Consider the following 22,177-nt stretch of genomic DNA (forward strand, 5'->3'; position numbering starts at 1 on the left):
CGGCCGAGTCGGCCCGCGCGACGTACCTCCACGCCGCACGGCTCCGCGACGCCGGCCGCCCCTTCGGCCGGCAGGCCTCGATCGCCAAGCTCGTCTGCACCGACAACGCCATGAAGGTCACCACCGACGCCGTCCAGGTGCTCGGCGGGGCCGGCTACACCCGCGACTTCCCCGTCGAGCGCTACATGCGCGAGACCAAGGTCATGCAGATCTTCGAGGGCACCAACCAGATCCAGCGCCTCGTCATCAGCCGCGACCTCAACCGCGGCTGACCCCTCCCCCTCTCCTCTCCCTCACCTAGGAACCGACCGTGCAGATCAACGACGTCTCGGCCATCGTCACCGGCGCCGCCTCCGGCCTCGGCAACGCGACCGCCGCCGCCCTCGCCGCCCGCGGAGCACGCGTCTTCGGGCTCGACCTCGACATCGCGGACGCCCCCTCGATCGCGAACGTCGAATACGTCAAGACCGACGTCACCAGCGAGGCCGAGGTGCGGCGCGCGGTCTCCCTCGCCGCCGAGCAGGGGCCGCTGCGCATCGTCGTCAACTGCGCGGGCATCGGGCCCTCCGCACGGATCCTGGGGCGCAACGGCGTCCACGACCTCGGCCTGTACCGCAAGATCATCGAGGTCAACCTGATCGGCACCTTCACAGTGCTCGCGCTCGCCTCCGAGGCCATCGCGCAGACCGAGACCCTCGAGCACGACCAGCGCGGCGTCGTCATCAACACCGCCTCCGTCGCGGCGTACGAGGGCCAGGTCGGCCAGGTCGCCTACTCCTCCTCCAAGGGCGGCGTCGTCGGCCTCACCCTCCCCGCCGCGCGCGACCTCGCCCAGTACGGCATCCGCGTCAACACCATCGCCCCCGGCATCGTCGAGACCCCGATGCTCGCCACCGTCAGCGAGGACTTCCGCGCCGGACTGGCCAGCGGCGTGCCGTTCCCCCAGCGCCTCGGCCGCGCCGAGGAGTACGCCCGATTGGTCACCATGCTCGTCGAGCACGACTACCTCAACGGCGAGACCATTCGCATGGACGGCGCCCTCCGCATGGCTCCCCGATGACCGAGTAGCGGCGCTCGGCGAGCGACTCCCTCAGACGCCGCCCTGCTGGGCCACCCAAGGAAACCGCGCACGGTCAGGGAGCACCCAACCCGTCCTGGCCTCGGCTCCCGAGAGTGTCCCGGGCGAGTAGAACCGCAACAGCAGCCGCTTGTCCAGGAGGGCGGGGTTCCGGTCCAGGAAGGTCGTGAAGTCCGGGTCGCCTTCCTCGGATGCGTGATGCCCGACGAGCTCGATCCAGGCCCGACTCATCGTCGCGTGATACTTCTGCGGCGCGCCGGCATATCTGGCCGTGCGGCGAATCCCCGAGCACACCAGGTCGATCGCGTCGGCGAGGCCGAACCTCCGGACCGCGAGCCAGGTCAGCTGGACGTGCTCGCGATGACCGAAGCCGGATGTGTCGGCGGTGACATGACGAAGGAGGTCGTCGAACTCAGCGGGATCGTCCATGCTCGCCATCGTGCTCGACGGTGGTCCACGGTTCCTTCCCGAAGCCTGAGGATCTGCTGACGGTGACGGAGAACCCCTGGACGACACGCGCCAGCCAACGAGGTTCCCACCAGTTCCTCGAGCCCAGCACCGCCATCGTGGCCGGGACCAGGACCAGTCGGACAAGAGTGGCGTCGACGGCCACGCTGGTCGCGAGACCGACCGCGAGCATCTTCACGGGCAGGTCGTCGTGCCCGACAAACGCCACGAAGACGCAGATCATGATGAGTGCAGCCGCACTGATGACGCGTCCCGTCGCGCGCAATCCCTCCTCCACCGCCGCGACCCCGTCCCCGGACCGCAGCCACGCCTCGCGGACCCGGCTGAGGAGAAAGACCTCGTAGTCCATGGAAAGACCGAAGACGATCACGAAGAGCAGCATCGGGACGTAGGCCTCCACCGGGACCGCCTCGTCGACTCCGACGAGCCGAGAACCCCACTGCCACTGAAACACGGCGACGAGGACGCCGTACGCAGCGCCGATCGACACGACGTTGAGGACCGCCGCCTTGAGTGCCACCACCGGGCTGCGGAACGCAAGAGTCAGGACGAGGACCGAGGCGAGCAGGACCAGGGCGACGATCCACGGCAGCCGACCGGAGAGGAGAGAGCTGAACTCCAGGTGGGCGGCAGCGGTCCCTGTGAGGTAGACCGTGCCGCCATCACCGCCGTGGTCGTCCTGCGACTCCGGAAGGACCTCATCGACGAGCCGTTGGGTCAGCTGCTCGGTCCGCTCATCGTCGACACCGTGAACCGGCGTCACGCTCAGGGTCCACACCTGGCTCCGACCGACCTGCGACGGAGGGCCGACCGATGCGACACCCGGCTCGACCGCGAGCGACGAACCCAGGCCCTCCGCCCAGCCCTGAGCCACCTCGGCGTCGAGTCCCGCACCGTCGACGACCACCAGCAAGGGCGCGGTAGCGCCGGCGCCGAAGTGCTCGGTGACCAGGTCGTGAGCTCGTGAGGCGGTGCTCGCGGTCGCCGAGGCGCCGTCGTCGGTGATCCCGGTGTCCAGCCACGCCGCAGGCGCCGTCAGCACGGCGAGGACGACCACGGCCGCGAGCATCCAGGCGATCGGCCGCCGGGTGACCGCTCGGGCGTAGCTGACCCAGATCGCGCCGTCCCCTCCAGGGGCCTCCGCCGCCGGCTCGGCCCGAGCGGCTCCCAGGCTCCATCGATCGATCCGGTTGCCGGCCAAGGAGACCAGTGCAGGCACGAGGGTCAACGAGGACACCATCGCGGTGACCACCGTCAGCACCGCAGCCAGCCCCAGCCGACCGACGAACGGGACGCCGGACACGACGAGCGACAGGAGTGCGACCGCCACGGTGACGGCTCCGACGACGACGGTGTGGCCACTCGTCTCGGCGGCACGAACCACCGCTTCATCGGGCGGGAGTCCATCGACCATGAGCTGGCGAGACCTGGTCGTCAGGAGCAGTCCGTAGTCGATGCCCGTGCCGAGCCCGATCATGATGGCCAGCGCCGGAGAGGCGCTCGGGAAGCTGAGGTGCGCCGAGGCCAGGCCCAGCAGGCCCACCCCGAGGCCGATGGCCAGGACGGCGCCTCCGATCGGCACCAGCGCTCCGAGAGCCGAGCGGAAGACCATCAGCAGGATCACGACCGCGGCCGCCAGGCCCAGCATCTCCGCCAGGTGGCCTTCGCCACCGGTTCCGTCGACGCGCTCGCCGAGCGTCCCTCCGTAGTCGGTCGAGACACCGACTCGCCGTACCGGTTGCAGCGCCGCGACGACGCGTTCCACCTCGGTGTCGGTGAGGTCCGCGGCGGTTCGCGTGAGCTGGAGCCTGAGGACAGCCGTCGACCCGTCGGGCGACACGAACCCGGGGGTGGCGAACGGCGCATCCGCCGTCACGACCGTGTCGAGGCCCTCGAGCGCCGCGACCGCCTCCCCCACGGCGTGACGCTTCGTCACGAGATCGCCGTCAGGAGCGTGCAGCACGACCTGGGCCGACGCCCACGACGAAAGGCCAGGTTGCGCCTCGTCCAGAACGGCCATGCCGCGAACAGCCTGGGACCCAGGAAGGTCGAAGTCGTCGGCGAAGGAGTTGCCCCACGCTCCCGCACCCGCCAGCGCCGTTCCTGCCAGGACCAGCCACGACGCGATCACCACGAGCGGGTGACGCGCACAGCTGCGAGCGACCCAGCTGAGCAGAGGAGCCGTCATCGCCCTTCCTCGCCCGACGTGTCACACGGGCGAGCCAGTGTGCCCCGCTGTGGTCGAAGGTCCTCCCCCACCACCACGACCCGAAGCCCGTCCTCGTCCGGGAGGACCTCGGTCGCTCGTAGGCCGCCGGGAAGTCGGATCGGGTAGGAGCGGTCGAACGACGCCAGGTCCCGACCGGTGAGGGCGGCGAGCCTCGCTGCCGCGAGGTGGCGGCCAGCGACCTCGACCGCATCGGTGTGGAAGGTCACCGTGCTGCCCTCGAGCTCGACATCGAGGAGCAGCCGGGGCGACCACGGCCGACCGGACAGGTTCAATGCAACCTGGTCGCCGGCCGCGGACATCTCAGCGCCCGCGAGCATCGCCGAACGGTCCGCCGACCGGTGGTTCGAGAGTGCGGCCATCAGCTCAGGCCACGGGACGACGACCGCGACCTCGGCGCGATCGATCTCGGTGGGTTTGCTGGTGCTCACGCCGGACAGCTCGGCCTCGGCAGCAACGGTGAGGTCGCGCCACGCCAAGTCGTCGACGGTGATCCGCACCCGGTCGAGCACGCCCCGCGCCATCTGCCAGGTGACGGGGAACCCCTTCACGGTCGCCGTGGCGTGCCGGCATCCGAGGCGATCCTCGATCGCGCTCGCCGCTTGCCCGGCGACCCAGCGGTCGGCGGCCACCGCACCGACGAGCAGCCCGACGGCGACGAGCACGATGATTCTCCGCACCGTCACGGTGTCAGCCCTCCTCGAGAAGGTGACGTCGGTGCGACGTCAGACACCGCACGCTAGGCGCGGGAACCGCCGACCACCTGCCGTCGACCTCTGGATCTCCTGAGGCCCCTTCACGGGACCTCGAGAGTCGCAGCCTGAAAACCACGAGCGGTCGCAACGACCTCGAGCGGCCGGTTGCCCAGCCTGAACCGGACCTCGCCATCGTCGTCGGTGATCCCGACCCGGCCGTCGGCGACGACCTCGACGCCGCGAACGGGACGGTCCATGTCGTCCCCGATGGGCCGCGCCACCACGCGGAAAGCTTCGACTCCGGGCTCGTCCGGCAGACGTTGGATCACGAGCCTCGGCGCCGGCAGGACGTCCGGTTCGCAGTCGCCGTCCGGAAGTCCCTGGGCGACCCGTCCGTCGTACTCACTGCGCACCCGACCTCGCAGGGACTTCTGGAACGAGAACACGTCGGCCACGAGCCGCCCGGTGTGCGCGCCACTCAACCGGATGTCGGCCTTCCAGCCCCCTGCTACCAGGGCGAACGGGTTCACCGAGGTCTCATAGCCGTCGAGGACGTTCAGCCCGTCATCGGAGTAGCGGTGGTAGACCACCGTGGCGGTCGTGGTGTTGGGGTTGAGGCCGACGATGGTCAGGACGGCCCGACCCGAGTGCTTGCCGCGGATGACGTGGGTACCGACGTCGTCGATCGCGCCGTTCCAGTCCGCGCGCGGCGTCGCCCACGTCGGACGCGGAGTGAGAGCAGGTGTGGTCGCCGGCGACGGTCCCCGCGCCGGGAGATGGGCGACGACCAGGCGCGATTCCGGGTCTTCCCCGGCGTAGTTGCGCTCCCAGAACGTGTAGCGCGTCCCGTCCGGTGACCACCCGCCAGGGCCGTGACTGCCCCATCCCGCCTCGTTCTCCGGGTTCAACGGCTGACCGAAGTACTCCCCCTGCTGTCCCTCCGAGTCGAGCAGCCAGGGCTCCAGCAGGCACCTCCGGTTGTCACCGCCCAACGAGTAGCGTCCGGTCAACACATAGACCCCGAAGTCGACGAACGGCGGCCGCGGCACCAGCGCGAACGGCGACATCCGTTCCCGGCCGCGCGACGAGCCGTTGACGAACGAGCTGCCGTCCGGACTCGTCACCGTGCCCTCGTTCCACTCGACGTCGGTCGTCACCCGTCGGGTCGCGCCCGTCGCGAGATCGACCCGGAAGACGTCGTAGTTCTCGGCGTCGTGGAACGAGGCGTAGTAGGCGATCCGTCCACCCTCCGCGAAGTTCTTGAACTCGTAGAGCGGCATCGCCTTGCGCCACTCGTCGGAGCTGCCGCTGCGCAGGTCGAACCTCGGGTTGATCACGAAGAGGTCGTGCAGCTGATAGCCCTCCGGCTCGCGGCGGAGCTGGCCCATCGTCATCCTGGTTCCATCGGTCTTCACCTCGGTCCACGCGAACCAGCGACCATCCGGCGAGATCCTGGCCTCGCGGTTCTGGGTGATGCTCCCCAGACCTTCGGACGGTAGGTTGACCGGCACGATCTGCGCCGCGTCGCACTGCACGACCGAAGGAGCGCATTCCAGGACGTAGTAGCGGAACATGCCGGCGTCACCGGTGAAGAGCCCGATCGGGCTCTCGGCGTCGCTGTCCGGTCGTTCACCGGTACGGAAGAGGACCCTTACGCCGTCCGTGAAGACCTGAGGCTTTCCCAGGTTGGGCCGCTCGTCCTCGGCGATCCCCGGGATCACCACCCCACAGGTGAGGCAGTCGACCTCACCGCTGACCGGGTCCACGAGCCCGAGCTCACCGGGAGGGCGCCCCCCAGGGTCTCGCTGCACGAACGCAGCAACGAGGTGCACCCCGTCGGTCGCGAACGACGACTCCGACATCCCGAGGACGTCGGCGGGCAGCGGAACCTCGCGGACGTCGATCGGCTCGAGCGTTCGTTGTGGGACCGCATCGTCGGACGCCGGAGGAGTACCGATCGCCGCCGTCACCGGAAGGACGGCGAATGTCGCCAGCAGCGAGAGGATGAGGAGACAGGGAGCCAGTCGTCGCACGATGACGACGCTAGGCAACGCCATGGCCCCCAGGAATGATGGATTCGCTCCCATCCGGTGATCGATTCGCTCACGCCTCCTGACGGAAGGCTCCGGGGGTCGCCCCTGTCCAGCGGTGGAAGGCTCGGGTGAACGCGCTCGCCTCGCTGTATCCCAACCGGAGCGCCAGCGCGGCGATCGACTCCTCGCCCCGAGCGAGGCTGGCCATCGCCGCCTCCCGGCGCACCTCCTCGACGATCGAACGGAAGGACGTCCCCTCCACCTGGAGGCGTCGGCGCAGCGTCTGCTCACTGATGCAGAGCCGGCGTGCCACCGCCTGCGCCGACAACCATGAACCACCGGGCGGGTCGCCGAGCATCAGCTGCCGCACCCGAGGTGCCATCTGAGGATCCGGCTCGGGGTCACGGAGCAACGTCAGCGGTGCCCCCTCGACGAGCACGTCGACATCGGCGGAGCTGCGCGCCATCGGCATCGCCATCGCCGAATGATCGAACGCGACCACGGCCCGACGCGCACCGAAGACGACCCGGATCCCACCGAACAGGGCCTCGGTCGTCCCCGGCGACAGCCGACGGGGCCCCGGGAGCTCGATCCGCGCGCCAGGGACCGGACCATGCACGGCCCAGGAGAGCAACCGGTGAACCACGACGAGCCCGACGGTCGGGATGACGAGATCGGGATCGTCGACCCCTGTCGAACGAGACGGCACGACGATCGCGACCCGGCCCGCCTCCTGGTCGCGCTCCACCTGGAAGGACAGGGCTGGCAGGGCCCCACGGAAGCTCTCCGCGCGACCGATCGCCTCCCCGAGATCCGCTGCCCCGAGGAGCCCGAAGCACAACAACCGGAAGCTCCCGCGGGGCAGCCGCTCGTGCCCGAGCCCAAGGAGCTCGTCCTCGGAAGCACGCCACTGCGCTCGCAGCGCGGAGCCCAACTGGTCCTCGGTGCCGAGCCCTTCCCCTATCGGCCAGCCCTGTCGCACGGCGAAGCCGGACAACAGGCGGGCGACGTCGCCGGGCAGGGAAGCCGGCGGCACGAGGGCATGGATCGTCACGCGGCGAGAAGGTAGGCCCCAACCTGCCGCGTCCGCGTCCCGTTTCCTGACGATCTGCTGAAGGTCTGCTGCCCGAAGCGGCCGAGTGGCGGACAATCACCTGCATGGCGCGATCGACCAGCATCCGGCCGGGCAGCACCAGCGCAACCCTGTCCACGACGTCCGACGCCCGGGTCCTCGTCGTCGAGGATGAGCGTGCGATCCGCGAATTGCTCGCGCGGACCCTGCAGCTGTCCGGCTTCGTCGTCCAGGCGACCGGCACCTACCGCAACGCGATCTCCGCCGCGGAGAGCTTCCGCCCCGACCTCGCCGTCCTCGACGTCCTTCTCCCCGATGGATCGGGGCTCGACCTCTGTCAGGCGCTGCGCGCCTACGACGAGGACATCGCGGTCGTCTTCGTCACCGCCCGGGATGCCGTGCCTGACCGACTGACGGGCTTCGCCCTGGGCGCCGATGACTACCTCGTCAAGCCGTTCAGCGTTGCTGAGCTCGTGGCCAGGGTGAACGCGGTCCTTCGGCGGCGCGGCGGGCGTGATGCGTCGGATGCCTTGGTCGTCGCCGGCCTCGTCATGCGGGACGACTCCCACGAGGTGTCCCTGGGCGGCCGGGTCCTGGACCTCTCGCCGACCGAGTACCGGCTTCTCAGGTACCTGATGGTGAACCAGGGACGGGTGCTGTCCAAGGAGCAGATCCTCAGCCAGGTCTGGCGTCACGACTACTTCGGCGACGCGGGAGTGGTGGAGAAGTTCGTCAGTCAGGTTCGGCGCAAGCTCGACGACGGGACACCCGCACTGATCCAGACCGTCCGCGGATTCGGCTACGTGCTTCGGGACCCCCGGTAGACGCGGTGAAGTCCTGGCGCGCCCGGCCACGCGGGCTGCATGCCCGCCTGCTGGTCGCGGTGCTGGCTCTCATGACCACCGGCCTGGTTGCCGCTGACGTCGCCGCGTACGCCTCGCTGCGGACCCACCTCCTCGGCCGGACCGACGACAACCTCGCCCTCGCCGAGGCACAGCTGAACCTCATCGCCGCCCGTGGCACCGGGCGAGGTCTCGACGCGATCGACCAGGTCGCGCCTCCGCGCGTCATGGTCGTCTTCCTCGATGTGGACGGGGACGTCATCTCGACCACCAACCGCCCCGATGCCGGGGTGTCAGCGAGTCGCCTCGAGGAGATGTCCGAGGAAGAGCCCGTCACCCTCGACGTCGATGGCGAGCCGTACCGGATGACGAGGATCGACGTGTCCCGCTCGACCCTGATTGTGACCCGTGACGACGGGACGTCCGCGACCGTCGCGACCGTCGTGATCGGGCTCCCTGTCCAGGACGCGTACGACGCGCTGCGTCTTCTGGTGGTGACCGAGATCGTCAGTGGCCTGCTCGTGCTCCTGGGGGTCGGCGGCTTGGCCTCGGCAGCGATTCGGGTCGGGCTCCGCCCGCTGCGACAGGTCTCGCGCACCGCTCGCGCGATCGCTTCGGGCGACCACGACGAGCGGATCCAGGTTCCGGATGCCGGTCCCGAGCTGACGGAGGTGGCCGATGCCCTGAACGCCGCCTTCGACGCGCGCTCCACCAGTGAGCAAGGCGTCCGGGAATTCCTCGCCGACGCATCGCACGAGCTGCGCACTCCGCTGGCGGTCGTCCATGGCTGGTCCGACCTCTATCGCGAAGGCGGACTGTCCGACTGGGCGTCCATCGACGAGGCCATGGACAACATCAACCGGGAAGCGACCCGGATGCGCGAGCTGGTCGACGGCATGCTCACCCTCGCACGCGTCGGCAACGCTCCCGACCGGCCGCCGACGGAGGTGGAGATCGACGCCGTCGTCGCCGACCTGGTCGACGCGATCGCCCCTCTCCACCCGGAGCACCAGATGGTTGCCGCGGCCTCCGGGCTCACGATCCTCGGCGACCGGGACTCCCTGCACCGAGCGCTCGCCAACCTGCTGACCAACGCATGCCGACACACGCCCGAGGGGACCACCATCGGCATCAGGGTCGAGCAGGGGCCCGAGGACGTCGTTCGCGTGGTCGTGGAGGACGACGGCCCCGGCCTCAGCGACGTTCAGATCGACCGAGCGTTCGACCGCTTCTGGCGCAGCGCCGAGCCGGATGCGCCCCCAGGCAGTGGTTCCGGTCTGGGCCTCGCCATTGCCCGAGCCGGGATCCGTGCCTACGACGGCGAGGTCCACCTGGAGGCGGCCAAGCCCCACGGCCTCCGCGGGGTGATCACCCTGCCGCGATCACCCCGCGGGACGCGGGACGGAGAACGGCCCGATCACCGCAGCGGGTCGTAGACGGTGAACCCGAGGGTCGCGCCGGACCACAGCGACCCGTCCGGCGCGGTCTGCAGTCCGGAGTAGTAGGCGTTCTCGAACGGGTGCGCGGAGCCGCGGACCCACAGCACCGGCCGCCCGGTGCGGAAGTCCATCCCCTCCAGGCCCCAGACGCCTCGTCGCTGCCCGATGCCGTAGACCATTCGCGACGACGGACTCATGTTGGGCACCCCGTTGGGGATCGAGACCTGCTTGTTCACCCACACGGTGCGACACGTCCGCGTCCGGGGGTTCCAGTCGATCCTCTCGAACCCGTGCGGCGCGTGCAGGGGCGACTGGCCGAGGAACCCGGCGAGTGCGAGTCGGATGGGGAGGTTCCCGACCTCGGTCAACGGGGCGAGCAGCGGGTCGACGAGGTCCATGTTCCGCAGCTCGTTGTTGGGGACGAGGCTGGAGTAGCCGCGGACCACGACGGACTGCTCGGAGGACGACCTGGTCCGGCTGGGGTCGCCGAAGTCGATCGGGAACTCGCAGGCGATCCGACGAGGCCGACCCGGCAGACCCGCCCAGTCCGCTGGGATCGTGTCCTTCCACATCAGCACCAGGTGGGTCAGGTCCTGTCCGTCAGTGATCACGACGAACTTGTCGTCCTGCGGGCGGGTGCCCATGAGGGTCGGCGTCGATCCCGATCCGGCGTCCTGGCGGGACGCGGAGGTCCCGCTCCCGCGCTGGTACGGCGTGCGCCAGGTGACGTCGAGCTCTCCGGCGCGGACGTCGAGCCGGTACTGGGCGTGATCGGTGACCGGGAAGATCCCCCCGAACTCGTCGGCGGCGAGCGAGTTGGAGACCGTCTCGAGCGCCTCCTCCTCACCCGTCTCGCACGCCTCGCGCGGATTGAGCGACGCCACCAGCAGGTGCTCGTCGTCCATCCGGGTGATGTCGCGCGGGACGAGTCCGACCATGCCTCGCTCGGTGACGAACGCGACCTTCCCGTTCCACAGCATGGTCTGGCCCACGATCTCGTCGTCCGCTCCGCACAAGGCCCGATCCGGAAGGGTGAAGGTGTGGAGCGCGGCGATCGGCGAGGTCCGGTCTCCCGGCACACTGTCCCCGTAGACCCGGATGGTCCGACCCAGCGGCTGGATGAGGTGGTTGTCCCGGTCGACCATGACGTAGATCCCGGAGAGCGCAGAGGTGCCGGTAGGCAGCTCCGCCTCGTCGGTGAGCCGGGTGTAGACGTCGATGACCTCACGGGTGTCCGGGTCGATCTTGTAGATCGGGTTGTCGTTGGTGCCGGCGACGCCGAGCGCCCACGCGACTCTCTTGCCGTCGGGATACGGGCTGCTGAAGAGAGCGCCGACGATCACTCCCACCGGCATGTCGCCCAGGCCCTGGTACTCGTGCCGCACCTGCTCGCCGGGACGTGGGCCGGCGACCGGCGCCGATGCCTGGGCGTAGGAGTTGCGGTGCCCCATCGCCCAGGTCGAGTCCGCCAGGTGGGGGTTGCACGGCGGCTCGAGGCCGTCGGGGCTGGCGAGCGTGACGCAGGTCGGCGCCGGCGCAGGAGGCGCCGCCACCGCAGCGGGAGCGGGGTCGGACGCTGCGGCCAGGGCTACCGAAGCGGTAGCGCACGTCACGGCAGCAGCCAGGGCGAGTGGTCGGCGGGCACGCATGATGGTTCCTCGATTCTCGGCGGGTGATGATCGGTGGTGCCGGGTCGCCCGGCGCTCAGGGGACGTTCTGCTCGCCGCGCACGTTCGGCGTACGGGGGTCGTCGGGCGTCGCCGTGCACCTCGCGTCCCGGTTGGGGTCGCTGTCGGGCCGCTGCCGGGGGCCCCCGTCCATCGGACGGCCGTCCGGGTAGTGGCGCTCGGTCCCCTCGTAGCCACGGGTGCACGGCAGGTACGGCGCCGCGCCCGGGTCCTCCGGGAACTGGAGGGCCAGGTGCCCGGAGAAGATCGGTCGACCCTGGTCGTCGTACCGACAGGTGCGCGGATTGGGCGCTCCGGTCCGTGGGTCGTACTCCCCGCACGGGCGGATCGCCGTGGCACCGAGCTCGAAGGACCAGGGGAACAGGGTCAGGGCCTTGCGGAGGGCTTGTTCGCGGTCGGCGGTGCCGGCGACCAGCGGCACCAGCGCCTCCAGGACCCGCGCGAGCGGTTGCCTTACGTCGCGCAGCGCACCGTCGAGCTCGCTCCAGGCGCGGGCGCCGTTGACGAGGAGCTGCAACAGCGCACCTCGGTTCTCCGCCAGTGCCCTCGTGAGCAGGGCGGATGAAGCGAGAGCCTGCCGGGTGCTTCCGCCGAGATCGACCTGGGTGTCGAGGACGACGTTCGCGCTCCGGATCAGCGAGGTCAGGTCCTCGACTCCCGCCAGCGAGGCGTCCGCCACCGTCTCGGTGTCGTCCAGGAGCCGCCCGAGGGTCGGGGCGAGGCCGCGGACCGCGTCGACGGACTCGGCGAGGAGCAGCGCCACCTTGCGGGGCGGCAGGGAAGACACCAGCTGGTCGACGTCGGCGAGGATCTCGGCCATGTCGGGCGGCGCCGAGGTCCGCCCGACGCCGATGACGTCGCCGTCCTCCAGGTGCGGACCTTCGTTGCTCTGCGGGGTGAGCTGGACGTACTGCTCGCCGATCGCGGACTTGCTGGCGATCGTCGCGGTCACGTCGGCCGGGATCGGCTGGTCGGGGTCGAGCTCCATGACGACGACCGTCGTCCCGTCCTCGCCGGGGCGGACCTCGGCCACCCGGCCGACCCGGGTGCCGAGAAGGTCGACGTCCGCGCGGGTGTAGATGCCCCCGGAGCGCTCGAAGACCGCCTCCACCCGGTAGGGCGGATCGACGAGCCGACCGGCGTCGAACAGCGTGACTGCGCCGTAGCAGGCAGCCACCAGCGTGCCGATGACGAACAACGCCACCTGGATCATGGTCCGTCGCGTGGTCATCACGGGCGGGTCTCCCGTCGAACCAGGTCGAACAGGTCGGCGATGCCGCCAAGGCTCAGCGGGACGTCGAGCTCGGGCAGCGGTAGCGGCGGCAGGACGGGCCCGGGTGGCGTTCCCCCGGGAGAGCCCGTCGGGTTCGGGCCGCCGTCGGCCGAACCCGGCGCGGAGTCGGCCAAGAGCTGGTTCAGCAGGTCGATGTCCAAGGGCACGTTGGCATACGCACCGGCATAGTCGCCGCGCAGGGTGGACATCGCGTTGGTCGGGAACGGGAAGCTGGCCAACCGCTCCAGGGCGAGCGCGAGCTCGTCTCCCTGCTCGGCCAGGCCGCGCAGCACCGGCGTCAGGTGCTCCAGGTCGGCGGCGATGTCCGCGCGCGTCTCCTCGAGCAGGGGAACGGCCGTCCTCGACAGCTCCGCGACTCGAGCGATCGCACGAACGAGCCGCGGACGTTGACGATCGAGCGCGGCGATGCCGTCGGGCAGGACCTCGAGGGTTCGCGCGATGACACGTCGTTGCCGCGCCAGACGGCTCGCGAGCCGATCGACGGACTCCAGGCTGCGCGTGATCCGTCGGCTCCCGTTGGCGAGCGTCGACACCGACGAGGAGATCTGCCGTACGCCGTCGCTCAGGTCGCTCTGTTGCAGGGCAGTCGTCAGCTCGCGGGTGATCGTGCTCAGCTCACCGAGGCTGCCACCGTTGAGGACCTGGGACAGCGCTCCGAGCACGAGCTCGACGTCCGGGTCGATCCGCTCGGCCGATGCTCGGATCTCCGAGCCCGGCTCGAGGACACCCGTCGCCCGCTCTCCGTCGGGCGGGTCGAGGGCGACGTACCGCTCGCCGAGCAGGCTGGTCTCGCTCAGGGTCGCCACCGCGTTGGCCGGGATCGTCGCCGAGTCCTTGATCCGGCAGACCACCACGGCACGGAGGCGCTCGTCGAGGTCCACCGACTCGACGCTGCCCACGACGGTGTCGTTGGTGCGACAGGTCTCCTTGGGGACCAGGTTCGCCGCATCGGGAAGGACCACAGTCACCGGGTAGGTGTCATCGCCGCCTATCGCGCCCGGCAGCGGGAGGCTGCTGGGACCTTTGAACCCGCAGCCAGTCGTCACCAGCACGGAGAGGACCACGAGGACGAGTCCCGTCGATCGCCTCATCGGGCACCCCCCGGCACTCCCGGAGCTCCCCGTTGGGTGATCTGTTGGATCAGCGCACCCAGGCTCCCACCGACGCTCGCGAGAGTGCTGCAGAACGGTTCGAGCTCGTCGCGGTCCGCCGCGGGGAGCTGGTCACAGATCCCGAGGAGCAGCACGCCGAGCTGGCCGTCGAGCCCGTCGATGAAGTTGTCCCGCAGCGCACCGCTGCCGTTGCGTCCGTCGACGACACTGCTCTCGGGGTTCTGAGGATCCCAGTTCGTCGGGACGTAGAGCCGGATCAGGTTCGTCAGGCCGACGGGGAACAGGTCCACCAGGTGGGTGATCGTCTCGGTACGACGCGCCAGGATGCGCGTCACGGTGCTGGTCCGGCGGACCGCACCGGTGAGATCCTCTCGGTGCTCGGCCACGAAGGCGTCCAGTTCACGGGTGGCCGAACGCAGCGAGGTCACGGCGTCGACCACGCTCGACCGTTGACGGGCGAGCTCGACGGCGACGGACGTCAGCAAGGTCACGACGGCCCTGAGGCGGTCGTCGTTTCCGGCCAAGGTCGCCGTGACGTCGGCGAGGTTCGAGATGGTGGCGTCGATGTCGTCGCTGCTGCCGGCGAGCACGGACATGGCGGTCGCGAGGTCGCCGATGGTCTGGTTGACCGCTCGCCCGTTGCCCTCCAACAGGCCGGCTGCCGAGCGGATCAGCCGGGCGAGGGCGCCATCGGAGTTGACGCCCTTCGGGCCGAGCGCAACGGCCAGCTCTTGCACGGTGCGGAAGGTGTCGTCGAGCTCGATGGGGATCGCGGTGCTCGTCTGGTCGATGTGCGCGCCGTCAGCCAGGACGTCGCCCTCGACGTAGGCCGGAGCCAGCTGGACGAAGCGGTCACCGACGATCGAGGGGGCGACCACCATCGCGTGCACGTCGGCCGGAAGATCCACCTCGGAGTCGTAGCTGATGTCGACCTCGACCGCGGTGCCCTCGACCCGAACCTCTTCCACGGTGCCGACGTCGATGCCGAGCACCCGGACGTCGGCACCCTCGTACAGACCGACCGTCTTCTCGAACGTCACCGTGAGATGGCGCGTCGGTGGATCGAGCCGGGGCGCCGCGAAAGCCGCCGCAGCCACCGATACCAGGCCCACGAGGACCATGAGCAGCTGCCGGTTGCGGGCGGTCATCGGCCACCTCCGGAGGAGCCGAGGGGGAGGCACTCCCGCGGCGTTCCGTACAGGAGCTCGGTCACGCCCTGGAGAGCCGCGGCGACCAGGCCGTCAAGTGGCCCGGAACCAGGCGCACAGACCGACAGCTGAGCAGGCAGGGTGACCGTGGTGTCGAACCACGGTCCAGTCCCGGCGACGTTCACGAACTCGCGGGCGTAGAGAGCGGCGTAGGTGATGATCCGGTCGAGGTCGCGGCGGTTCCGGACCAGCACCTCGAGCACGTCGTCAAGGTCGGCGAGCACCGGCCCGAGGTCGTCGTCGACGTCGTCGACCAACCCCCGCAGCTCCTGGGCGAGCGCGGCGGTCCCTCGCACCATCCGGGTGACGGTGGCGCGGCGCCGCTCGAGGACGCCGAGGACATCGGCGCTGTCCCGCAGCAGAGCAGTGAGGTCGTCGTCGCGTGCCGCGACCACTTCGGAGACCTTCGCGGCACGTTGGAAGAGACTGCGGAGCTCGCGGTCACGGGAGGCGACGGTCTGCGACAACCGGCCGAGGCCGCCGAGGAGCCGACGGGCCTGGGGCGTCGCCGCCCGCAACGTCGCGGAGATCGCGTCGAACGCCTCGGCGGCACGGTCGACGTCGATGTCCGCGACCTGCCCGGTCAGCTGCTCGACCGCCGGCACGATGTCGACGGGCGTCGTGGTCCGGCTCAGCGGAATGGTGTCCCCTTCGTCGAGCAGGCCGTCTCCCGCAGGCTCCAGGCTGACGTAGTGCTGGCCGAGGAGCGTCTTCACCTCGATCGACGCCGTGGTCTCGTCGCCCAGGTCCTCACCGCGGACCCGGAACGTCGCTCGCACCTTCCCGGCGTCCAGCTCGAGCTCGGTCACCTCGCCGACCTTCACGCCGGCGATGCGCACCTCCTCACCGACCTGGAGACCGCTCGTCTCCGCGAACTCGGCGTGGTAGGTCTCGCCGCCACCGACCAGGGGGAGCCGGTCCAGGTTCATGGTCACGGCCAGCGCCAGCACGACCGCGGCCATCCCCACGATTCCGAGCCGCAGGGCATCGCGGTCACTGCGTTCCTTGCTCATCCCTCACCTCCACCGCAGACCGTGGCCGACTCGTTGGCAGGGAGACGTGGCGAGGAAAGGTCGACCGTCCCATCGAGGAGCTCGAGGCGCAGGTCGATCCCGCAGGCGTAGTAGTTGAACCACGATCCGTAGGAGGCCGTCCGCGCCAGGGCACGCAGCTTGCGCGGAAGTCGTTGTAGCGAGGCGTCGAGCGCGCCTCGGTCGGCGCTGAGGGCACCGGCGACGTCGCGCAGGGCCGCGAGGTCGACGTCAAGGGGGTCGCGCAGGATCGACAACGTCTGCGTGGTGCTGTCGAGCAGGTCGGCAAGCTGCGGCAACGATGCGTCGATGACGTCGCGGTCCTGGGCGAGACCCGACATCAGCGCTCGGAAGTTCCGGATGAGGTCCGTCAGCTCCTCGTCGCGCGCCGCGACCGTCCCTGCCAGCTCGTCCAGGTTGTCCACTACCCGGCCGATGACCTCGTCGCGATCGGCCAGGTCGGAGGTCACCGACGCGGCGCTCTCGACGAGCGTCTCGTAGGTCGCCGCTTCGCCCTGAAGTGCCCGGACGAGCTCATAGCTGAAGGCGTTGACCTGGTCGGGCTCCAACGCCCGGAACAGCGGCTGGAAACCGTCGAAGAGCTCGGTCAGGTTGAGGGCCGGCGTGGTCTGGTCGGTGCCGAAGGTGGCGCCCGGCCGCATCTCCGCCCGGTCCCCCGGTCGCTCCTCGATCAGCAGGTACCGCTGCCCGACGATGTTCTCGTAGCGCAGGTAGAGCTCCGCGTCGGCGTACACCGGCACGTCCTCGCGCACCGTGAACGAGACCTCGGCGACGCGACGACTCTCCGACGTGACCAGCTCCACGCCCTCGACCCGCCCGACCTCGACGCCGGCGAGCCGGACCCGGTCGCCTTCATGCACCCCGGTCGCGTCGACGAAATGCGCACGGAAGGTCCTGCTCGGAGCGAAGGAGAGGTTGCCGATGACGACGGCGAGCAGCGCGATCAGCAGCACCGTGACAGCGGTGAAGGCGGTCATCTTCACGGCCGGCGCTGGAAGTCGGCGGACAGATGCGATCCGGGAGCTAGTCAACGCGCACTCCTTCCGGGAGGGAGCCCGGCAGCAGCTGCGAGTACGGCGCTGGGTCGCTCAAGCCGAGCTGGTAGGAGGCATAGCGGGCACAGTGCGGTCCCCACTCCTGGACCGCGTCGGGCAGCATGTCGTTGCTCGCGTCACTGCCCGGTTGGCCCGGCAGGTCCTCGGGGAATCGGTAGGCAGGGCGGTCGACGAGCAGGTTGAGCGTCAGGTTCGCGAACGGGCCGCGGGCCCCGAAGACCTGGTTCGCCAGGATGTCGCCGTCGTGGAGCGCCTGGAGGAAACAGGGCAGGGCGACCGCGTACTCGTCGAGGAGTTCGAGCAGCCGGCGCGCGTCGGAGCTGAGCCGTCCGATCTCGTCACCGTTGCGGCGCAGGACCCCGCGCACAGTGGTCGCGAGGTCGTCGAGACCGTCGAGGAACGCCCCCAGATCGTCCTCGCCGGCGACAGCGACGTCCGCGCTGAGGTCGTTGACCGACCGGAGGAGACGCTCGAGGTCGCCGCTCGCGGCTGCGAAGACATCGGCGGTCCCCGCCAGGAGGTCGAGGTCGCTGAGCAACATCTCGAGGTGGGGATCGAGGCGTCGCAGGAAGGTCGCGACGGTCGTGACCGTCTGCCCGAGCTGGGCGCCCCGCCCCTCCACGGCCTCGGCAAAGTTGGTCAGCACCACCGACAGCTCGTCGGGGCGAACGGCCCGGAGCACGGGCACCAGGCGCCGGAACACCTCGCCGAGCTCGACCGAGGTAGCGCTCGGCGTGATGATGTCACCCTCGGCCAGCAGGGCGTCGGACGGTCGCTCGGGCAACCGAAGGTCCACGAACTTCTCCCCGAAGAGCGTCTTGGGGATGATCGCCGCGTCGACGTTGGCCGGCAGCAGCTCCATGAACTCCGGGTCGATGGCCAGCTCTACGCTCGCCTTCGTCCCGTCGCTCACGACTCTCCTCACCTCCCCCACCCGCGCCCCCTGGAACTTCACGTCGGACTGCGGGTTGAGCTCGAGACCGGGCGAGGTGGTGACGAGCTCGACCATCACTGACCGCTGCCAGGGCAGGGCCTTGCGGTAGGCGGCGATGCACACTGTCACCAACAGGGCGAGCACCAAGAGGTAGGCCAGGCCGAGCGCTGCACGACCATGCCGGTTCCCGCCCCGGGTCGTCACGACGCTCATCCAGCGATCCGAACAGTGGTCGTCGACCCCCACAGCGCCAGGCTGATGAAGAAGTCGGCGACGACGATCATGACCAGGGAGAGCCGGACCGCGCGGCCCACCGCGATCCCCACCCCGGCGGGGCCACCGGTCGCGGTGTAGCCGTAGTAGCAGCAGATCAGGGTGAGCAGGAGCGCGAAGACCAGCACCTTCCCGAACGAGTACAGGACGTCGACCGGGACCAGGAACAGCGAGAAGTAGTGGTCATAGGTTCCGCCGGTCAGCCCGTAGTAGTGGATCGACACGGCTTGCGTGGCCGCATAGGTGCCGATGAGACCGATGAGGTAGAGCGGGATGACGGCGAGGAAGGAGGCGACGATGCGTGTCGTCACCAGGTACGGGATCGAAGGGATCGCCATCGCCTCGACGGCGTCGATCTCCTCGCTGATCCGCATCGCCCCGAGCTGGGCGGTGAACCCGGCGCCCACGGTCGCCACCAGTGCGTTCGCCGCGACCAGCGGCGCCACCTCGCGGGTGTTGAAGTACGCCGAGACGAAGCCGACGTAGGGCTGGATCCCGATCTGCTGGAGTCCTTCGTAGCCCACCAGGCCCACGACGCTGCCCACGGCCAACACCTCGAAGCCGATGATGCCGACGGTTCCCGCGACGAGGACCAGTCCGCCCCGCCCGAAGGTGACCTCGCCGAGCAGCCGGTAGATCTCACGGGGGTAGCGGCGGACCGCACGAGGCACGGCACCCAGGCTTCGGCCGTAGAACGCCACCTGGTCACCCAGGTCGGCCAGGGCACGGTAGGCGGCCGCGAAGACGGCGCCGACAGGCGGACGCTGAGCGGAGGCCATCACAGCCCCTTCGGCGGGACGAGCTGGTAGTAGACCAGCGTGAGGACGGTGTTGACGACCAGGAGCACGACGAACGAGATGATGACGGTCTGGTTCACGCCGTCGCCGACCCCCTGGGGCCCGCGCTTCACCGACAGACCCTGGTGGCACGCGACGATCCCGGCCAGCAGGCCGAACAGGAACGCCTTGATCTCTCCGATCCACAGGTCGGGCAGCTGTGCCAGCGCGGTGATCGACTGCAGGTAGGCACCTGGAGAGCCACCCTGCACGAGGACGTTGAAGACGTAGCCGCCGGCGACGCCGACAGCGGTGGCGATCCCGTTGAGCAGGGTGGCGACGACGGCCATGGCCAGCACCCGAGGAACGACCAGGCGGTCGATGACCGAGATCCCGAGGACCTCGATCGCGTCGAGCTCCTCCCGGATCTTGCGGGCGCCGATGTCGGCAGCGACCGCCGCGCCGGCGGCGCCGGCGATGATGGTCACCGTTGCGATCGGCGCGGCCTGCTGCACGATGCCGACGACCGCCACAGCACCCGTGAACGATCGCGCACCCATCTGGTTGAAGAGGGAGCCGATCTGGAGGGAGAGCACTGCACCGAAGGGGATCGTGATCGCCACGGTGGGCAGCACCGAGACCCGGACGACGAACCAGGCCTGCTCGAAGAACTCCTGGACCTGGACCGGTCGTCGGAAGGTCGCCCGGGCGACGTCGACCGCGAACCCGAGCAGGTGCCCGACAGGCACCAGGGGCCGACCGATGGTCGCAGCACGCGTTGCAGCCAAGGTGATCACCTAACCCGCGCGGCCGTGCCCGGGCTCGGCGGCAGCGATGTCGTGGAGGAAGCCGCGGATCAGCCCGGTGACCCCGGCCGGATCCTGGATCTGGGGGCAGTGGCCCCAGCGCGGCTCGACGAGCATGCGGCTGTGCGGGATGCTCGCGTGGACCTTCTTGGCGGCGTTCACCGGGATCACCCAGTCCCTCGCTCCGTGGACGACGAGCACCGGGCAGGTCACCTCGGCGAACCGGTAGCAGTCCTCGGTCTCCAGGGCGAGCGCACGCGAGGTCCGCACCGCCCAGGCAGTACCGCCGCGCCGCGCCAGGTAGTCCCCGAGACGACGCGCGGCCGCCGGGTCCTGGCGGCGCGCCGCCGGGCCCAGTGCGAGCCCGGCAGCGGCCGTGGTCAGGGCGCTCGACACCGCGGAAGGGAGCGGCAGTCGGGTGCCGAGCGCCTGCACGAGGAGGGACGGGCGCCGCCGGCGGAACCGGCGGATGAGCCAGCTGTCCCCGCACGCCGGCTCGGCGAGCGTCACCACGCCGAGCACCGGCACCCCCTGGCAGGCGGCCCGCAGCGAAGCGAGCGCTCCCAGGGAGTTGCCCACCAGCACCACGCCGTGCGGGTGCCGGTGGGACTCCACGACCCAGGCGACGAACTCGTCGAGCTGCGGCAGCACATCGCCGGCCTCGAGGTCGTCCGCCTCCCCGAAGCCCGGCAGGTCGACGGCGACGGCGGGCACCCCCGCCGCCGCCAGTCGGTCGACGACCCCGTTCCAGGTATCGGCACTGTCGGCGAATCCGTGCAGCAGCACGACCGTCGGCCCCACACCGTCGCAGGTCACGCTGCGGGTGCCCCTGTCGCCGTACCGGGCCCGCCGGCGGGTCACCGTGGTCATTGCCGCAGCAGCCCCTTGGCGACGTGCGTCACCTGCACCTCGTTGCTTCCTGCGTGGATCATCAACGACTTCGCATCCCGAGCGAGCTGCTCGACCCGGTACTCGGCCATGTAGCCGTTGCCGCCGAGCAGCTGCACGGCCTCCATGGCGACCTCGGTCGCTGCCTCGGAGGAGTAGAGCTTCATCGCCGATGCCTCGGCCAACGTCGGGACCTTGCGAGCACGGAGGTGCTCCAGCGTCGAGAACACCATGTTCTGGACGTTGAGCCGGGCCACTTCCATCCGCGCGAGCTTGAGCTGGATGAGCTGGAAGTCTCCGATCGGCTGCCCCCAGAGCTCACGCGACTTGGCGTACTCGATCGAGATCCGCTGACACTCGTTGATGATGCCCAGAGCGAGCAGGGAGACCCCCATGCGCTCGCTCGCGAAGTTCGCCTTGACCTCGTCCTTGCTGTCGCCACCGCTCTCCTCGGACTCGCCGAGGAGGCGGTCACGGGTCAGCCGTACGTCGTCGAAGAACAGCTCCCCCGTGGGGGACGACATCATGCCCATCTTCTTGAAGGCCTTGCCCTGGGCGAGCCCCGGCATCCCTGTGTCGAGCACGAAGGCCAGCACCTTGCGCGACCTCTTGTCGGCACCGTCACCCTCGTCGAGCTTGGCGTACACGACGATCGTGTCGGCCTGCGGCCCGTTGGTGATGAACGTCTTGCGTCCGTTGAGGATGTAGTCCTCACCGTCGCGCTTGACGTAGGTCTGCATACCGCCGAAGGCGTCCGAACCGGCGTCCGGCTCGGTGATCGCCCAGGCACCCACGTGCTCGAAGGTCGCCAGTTTCGGGAGCCAGCGCTCCTTCTGCGCCAGCGTGCCCTTCTTCGCGATGGTGGCAGCGCACAGGCCCAGCGAGACTCCCATCGACGCGACCGTGCCGAGGCTCACCGCAGCCAGCTCGGAGACGACGACCGCGGCCATCGACTCCGCACCCTCGGGCACCTGTCCCCCGCCGGTCGTCGTGCGCTCCGGTCGTGGCTCCCCGGCGGCGATCCGAGCCGCCTTCCGGCGCTCCTTCTCGAGGAACTTCTCGATCGCGTCACCGGCCATCGCGTCCAGCCCGAACGCCGCCCAGAGCTTGCGGATGATGTCGTACGGCGGCAACGCGCCCGTCTCGAGCTCGTCGAGGTTCGGGCGGATCTCCTTGTCGATGAAGTCACGGATCGCCTCGCGTACGGCGGCGTCCGTCTCGGACCACTCGATCATGC

General features: G+C 70.0%; 20 protein-coding genes. 4 read left to right on the forward strand and 16 right to left on the reverse strand.

The window, feature by feature from the left end:
* Nucleotides 1-272, forward strand: a 272-nt coding sequence (locus H0487_RS11825; RefSeq protein ID WP_281370677.1) for an acyl-CoA dehydrogenase family protein, incomplete at its 5' end; no start/stop codon positions are given.
* Between the two features lie 38 nt (nucleotides 273-310).
* Nucleotides 311-1,060 (forward strand): SDR family NAD(P)-dependent oxidoreductase, encoded by a 750-nt coding sequence (locus tag H0487_RS11830; RefSeq protein ID WP_183094439.1) that lies wholly within the window; start codon nucleotides 311-313, stop codon nucleotides 1,058-1,060.
* Nucleotides 1,061-1,090: 30 nt separating this feature from the next.
* Here H0487_RS11830 and H0487_RS11835 read toward each other — a convergent pair whose 3' ends face one another.
* The 5 genes from H0487_RS11835 to H0487_RS11855 all read right to left on the reverse strand — a co-directional run bounded on the left by H0487_RS11835 (nucleotide 1,091) and on the right by H0487_RS11855 (nucleotide 7,555).
* On the reverse strand, nucleotides 1,091-1,516 hold the full coding sequence (locus tag H0487_RS11835) for a hypothetical protein (RefSeq protein WP_220793339.1): 426 nt from the start codon (nucleotides 1,514-1,516) through the stop codon (nucleotides 1,091-1,093).
* On the reverse strand, nucleotides 1,491-3,734 hold the full coding sequence (locus tag H0487_RS11840) for an MMPL family transporter (RefSeq protein WP_183094440.1): 2,244 nt from the start codon (nucleotides 3,732-3,734) through the stop codon (nucleotides 1,491-1,493). The genes H0487_RS11835 and H0487_RS11840 overlap by 26 nt, the downstream gene beginning before the upstream one ends.
* Complete coding sequence (locus H0487_RS11845; RefSeq protein WP_183094441.1) at nucleotides 3,731-4,459, reverse strand: LmeA family phospholipid-binding protein; 729 nt, start codon at nucleotides 4,457-4,459, stop codon at nucleotides 3,731-3,733. Before H0487_RS11845 ends, H0487_RS11840 begins: the two co-directional genes overlap by 4 nt.
* A 110-nt stretch (nucleotides 4,460-4,569) precedes the next feature.
* Nucleotides 4,570-6,501 carry a TolB-like translocation protein gene (locus H0487_RS11850; RefSeq protein WP_183094442.1) on the reverse strand — a complete coding sequence of 644 codons (1,932 nt, stop codon included), beginning with the start codon at nucleotides 6,499-6,501 and terminating at the stop codon, nucleotides 4,570-4,572.
* Nucleotides 6,502-6,571: 70 nt separating this feature from the next.
* Nucleotides 6,572-7,555 carry an AraC family transcriptional regulator gene (locus tag H0487_RS11855; protein WP_183094443.1) on the reverse strand — a complete coding sequence of 328 codons (984 nt, stop codon included), beginning with the start codon at nucleotides 7,553-7,555 and terminating at the stop codon, nucleotides 6,572-6,574.
* 104 nt (nucleotides 7,556-7,659) lie between these two features.
* Between H0487_RS11855 and H0487_RS11860 the strand changes: the two genes are divergently transcribed.
* A complete protein-coding gene (locus H0487_RS11860; protein WP_183094444.1) occupies nucleotides 7,660-8,397 on the forward strand; it encodes a response regulator transcription factor in 738 nt (245 codons plus the stop codon).
* Nucleotides 8,398-8,402: 5 nt separating this feature from the next.
* Complete coding sequence (locus H0487_RS11865) at nucleotides 8,403-9,851, forward strand: sensor histidine kinase (protein WP_183094445.1); 1,449 nt, start codon at nucleotides 8,403-8,405, stop codon at nucleotides 9,849-9,851.
* Here H0487_RS11865 and H0487_RS11870 read toward each other — a convergent pair.
* The 11 genes from H0487_RS11870 to H0487_RS11920 are packed head-to-tail and all read right to left on the reverse strand — an operon-like array spanning nucleotide 9,833 to nucleotide 22,175.
* Entirely contained in the window at nucleotides 9,833-11,503 is a 1,671-nt protein-coding gene (locus tag H0487_RS11870; protein WP_183094446.1) for a hypothetical protein, read from the reverse strand. The two genes, H0487_RS11865 and H0487_RS11870, sit on opposite strands and share 19 nt — an antisense overlap.
* A 55-nt stretch (nucleotides 11,504-11,558) precedes the next feature.
* A complete protein-coding gene (locus H0487_RS11875; RefSeq protein WP_183094447.1) occupies nucleotides 11,559-12,773 on the reverse strand; it encodes an MlaD family protein in 1,215 nt (404 codons plus the stop codon).
* Nucleotides 12,773-13,927 (reverse strand): MCE family protein, encoded by a 1,155-nt coding sequence (locus tag H0487_RS11880; RefSeq protein ID WP_183094448.1) that lies wholly within the window; start codon nucleotides 13,925-13,927, stop codon nucleotides 12,773-12,775. The genes H0487_RS11875 and H0487_RS11880 overlap by 1 nt, the downstream gene beginning before the upstream one ends.
* The gene (locus H0487_RS11885; protein WP_183094449.1) at nucleotides 13,924-15,096 is read right to left on the reverse strand and encodes an MCE family protein; all 1,173 of its coding nucleotides are present in this window, start codon (nucleotides 15,094-15,096) and stop codon (nucleotides 13,924-13,926) included. The genes H0487_RS11880 and H0487_RS11885 overlap by 4 nt, the downstream gene beginning before the upstream one ends.
* Nucleotides 15,093-16,169: an MlaD family protein gene (locus tag H0487_RS11890; RefSeq protein WP_183094450.1), complete on the reverse strand. Its 1,077-nt coding sequence runs from the start codon at nucleotides 16,167-16,169 to the stop codon at nucleotides 15,093-15,095. Before H0487_RS11890 ends, H0487_RS11885 begins: the two co-directional genes overlap by 4 nt.
* On the reverse strand, nucleotides 16,166-17,185 hold the full coding sequence (locus H0487_RS11895) for an MCE family protein (protein WP_246383426.1): 1,020 nt from the start codon (nucleotides 17,183-17,185) through the stop codon (nucleotides 16,166-16,168). The genes H0487_RS11890 and H0487_RS11895 overlap by 4 nt, the downstream gene beginning before the upstream one ends.
* 46 nt (nucleotides 17,186-17,231) lie before the next feature.
* Nucleotides 17,232-18,410 carry an MCE family protein gene (locus tag H0487_RS11900; RefSeq protein WP_183094452.1) on the reverse strand — a complete coding sequence of 393 codons (1,179 nt, stop codon included), beginning with the start codon at nucleotides 18,408-18,410 and terminating at the stop codon, nucleotides 17,232-17,234.
* The gene (locus H0487_RS11905; protein WP_183094453.1) at nucleotides 18,407-19,249 is read right to left on the reverse strand and encodes an MlaE family ABC transporter permease; all 843 of its coding nucleotides are present in this window, start codon (nucleotides 19,247-19,249) and stop codon (nucleotides 18,407-18,409) included. Before H0487_RS11905 ends, H0487_RS11900 begins: the two co-directional genes overlap by 4 nt.
* Complete coding sequence (locus tag H0487_RS11910; protein ID WP_220793340.1) at nucleotides 19,249-20,034, reverse strand: MlaE family ABC transporter permease; 786 nt, start codon at nucleotides 20,032-20,034, stop codon at nucleotides 19,249-19,251. Before H0487_RS11910 ends, H0487_RS11905 begins: the two co-directional genes overlap by 1 nt.
* Nucleotides 20,035-20,043: 9 nt before the next feature.
* Nucleotides 20,044-20,922, reverse strand: a complete 879-nt coding sequence (locus tag H0487_RS11915) for an alpha/beta fold hydrolase (protein ID WP_183094454.1) — start codon at nucleotides 20,920-20,922, stop codon at nucleotides 20,044-20,046.
* On the reverse strand, nucleotides 20,919-22,175 hold the full coding sequence (locus H0487_RS11920) for an acyl-CoA dehydrogenase family protein (protein ID WP_183094455.1): 1,257 nt from the start codon (nucleotides 22,173-22,175) through the stop codon (nucleotides 20,919-20,921). Before H0487_RS11920 ends, H0487_RS11915 begins: the two co-directional genes overlap by 4 nt.
* Nucleotides 22,176-22,177 lie beyond the last annotated feature (2 nt).

It is taken from the genome of Nocardioides stalactiti (assembly GCF_014180715.1).
Lineage (GTDB): Bacteria > Actinomycetota > Actinomycetes > Propionibacteriales > Nocardioidaceae > Nocardioides > Nocardioides stalactiti.

Excerpts from the sequence above, each read along its gene's own strand:
- H0487_RS11880 (WP_183094448.1), bottom strand. The coding sequence starts at position 13,927 with ATGAGGCGATCGACGGGACTCGTCCTCGTGGTCCTCTCCGTGCTGGTG.
- H0487_RS11905 (WP_183094453.1), bottom strand. The coding sequence starts at position 19,249 with ATGGCCTCCGCTCAGCGTCCGCCTGTCGGCGCCGTCTTCGCGGCCGCC.
- H0487_RS11920 (WP_183094455.1), bottom strand. The coding sequence starts at position 22,175 with ATGATCGAGTGGTCCGAGACGGACGCCGCCGTACGCGAGGCGATCCGT.
- H0487_RS11835 (WP_220793339.1), bottom strand. The coding sequence starts at position 1,516 with ATGGCGAGCATGGACGATCCCGCTGAGTTCGACGACCTCCTTCGTCAT.
- H0487_RS11870 (WP_183094446.1), bottom strand. The coding sequence starts at position 11,503 with ATGCGTGCCCGCCGACCACTCGCCCTGGCTGCTGCCGTGACGTGCGCT.
- H0487_RS11900 (WP_183094452.1), bottom strand. The coding sequence starts at position 18,410 with ATGAGCGTCGTGACGACCCGGGGCGGGAACCGGCATGGTCGTGCAGCG.
- H0487_RS11860 (WP_183094444.1), top strand. The coding sequence starts at position 7,660 with ATGGCGCGATCGACCAGCATCCGGCCGGGCAGCACCAGCGCAACCCTG.
- H0487_RS11915 (WP_183094454.1), bottom strand. The coding sequence starts at position 20,922 with ATGACCACGGTGACCCGCCGGCGGGCCCGGTACGGCGACAGGGGCACC.
- H0487_RS11890 (WP_183094450.1), bottom strand. The coding sequence starts at position 16,169 with ATGAGCAAGGAACGCAGTGACCGCGATGCCCTGCGGCTCGGAATCGTG.
- H0487_RS11895 (WP_246383426.1), bottom strand. The coding sequence starts at position 17,185 with ATGACCGCCTTCACCGCTGTCACGGTGCTGCTGATCGCGCTGCTCGCC.
- H0487_RS11875 (WP_183094447.1), bottom strand. The coding sequence starts at position 12,773 with ATGACCACGCGACGGACCATGATCCAGGTGGCGTTGTTCGTCATCGGC.
- H0487_RS11840 (WP_183094440.1), bottom strand. The coding sequence starts at position 3,734 with ATGACGGCTCCTCTGCTCAGCTGGGTCGCTCGCAGCTGTGCGCGTCAC.
- H0487_RS11885 (WP_183094449.1), bottom strand. The coding sequence starts at position 15,096 with ATGACCGCCCGCAACCGGCAGCTGCTCATGGTCCTCGTGGGCCTGGTA.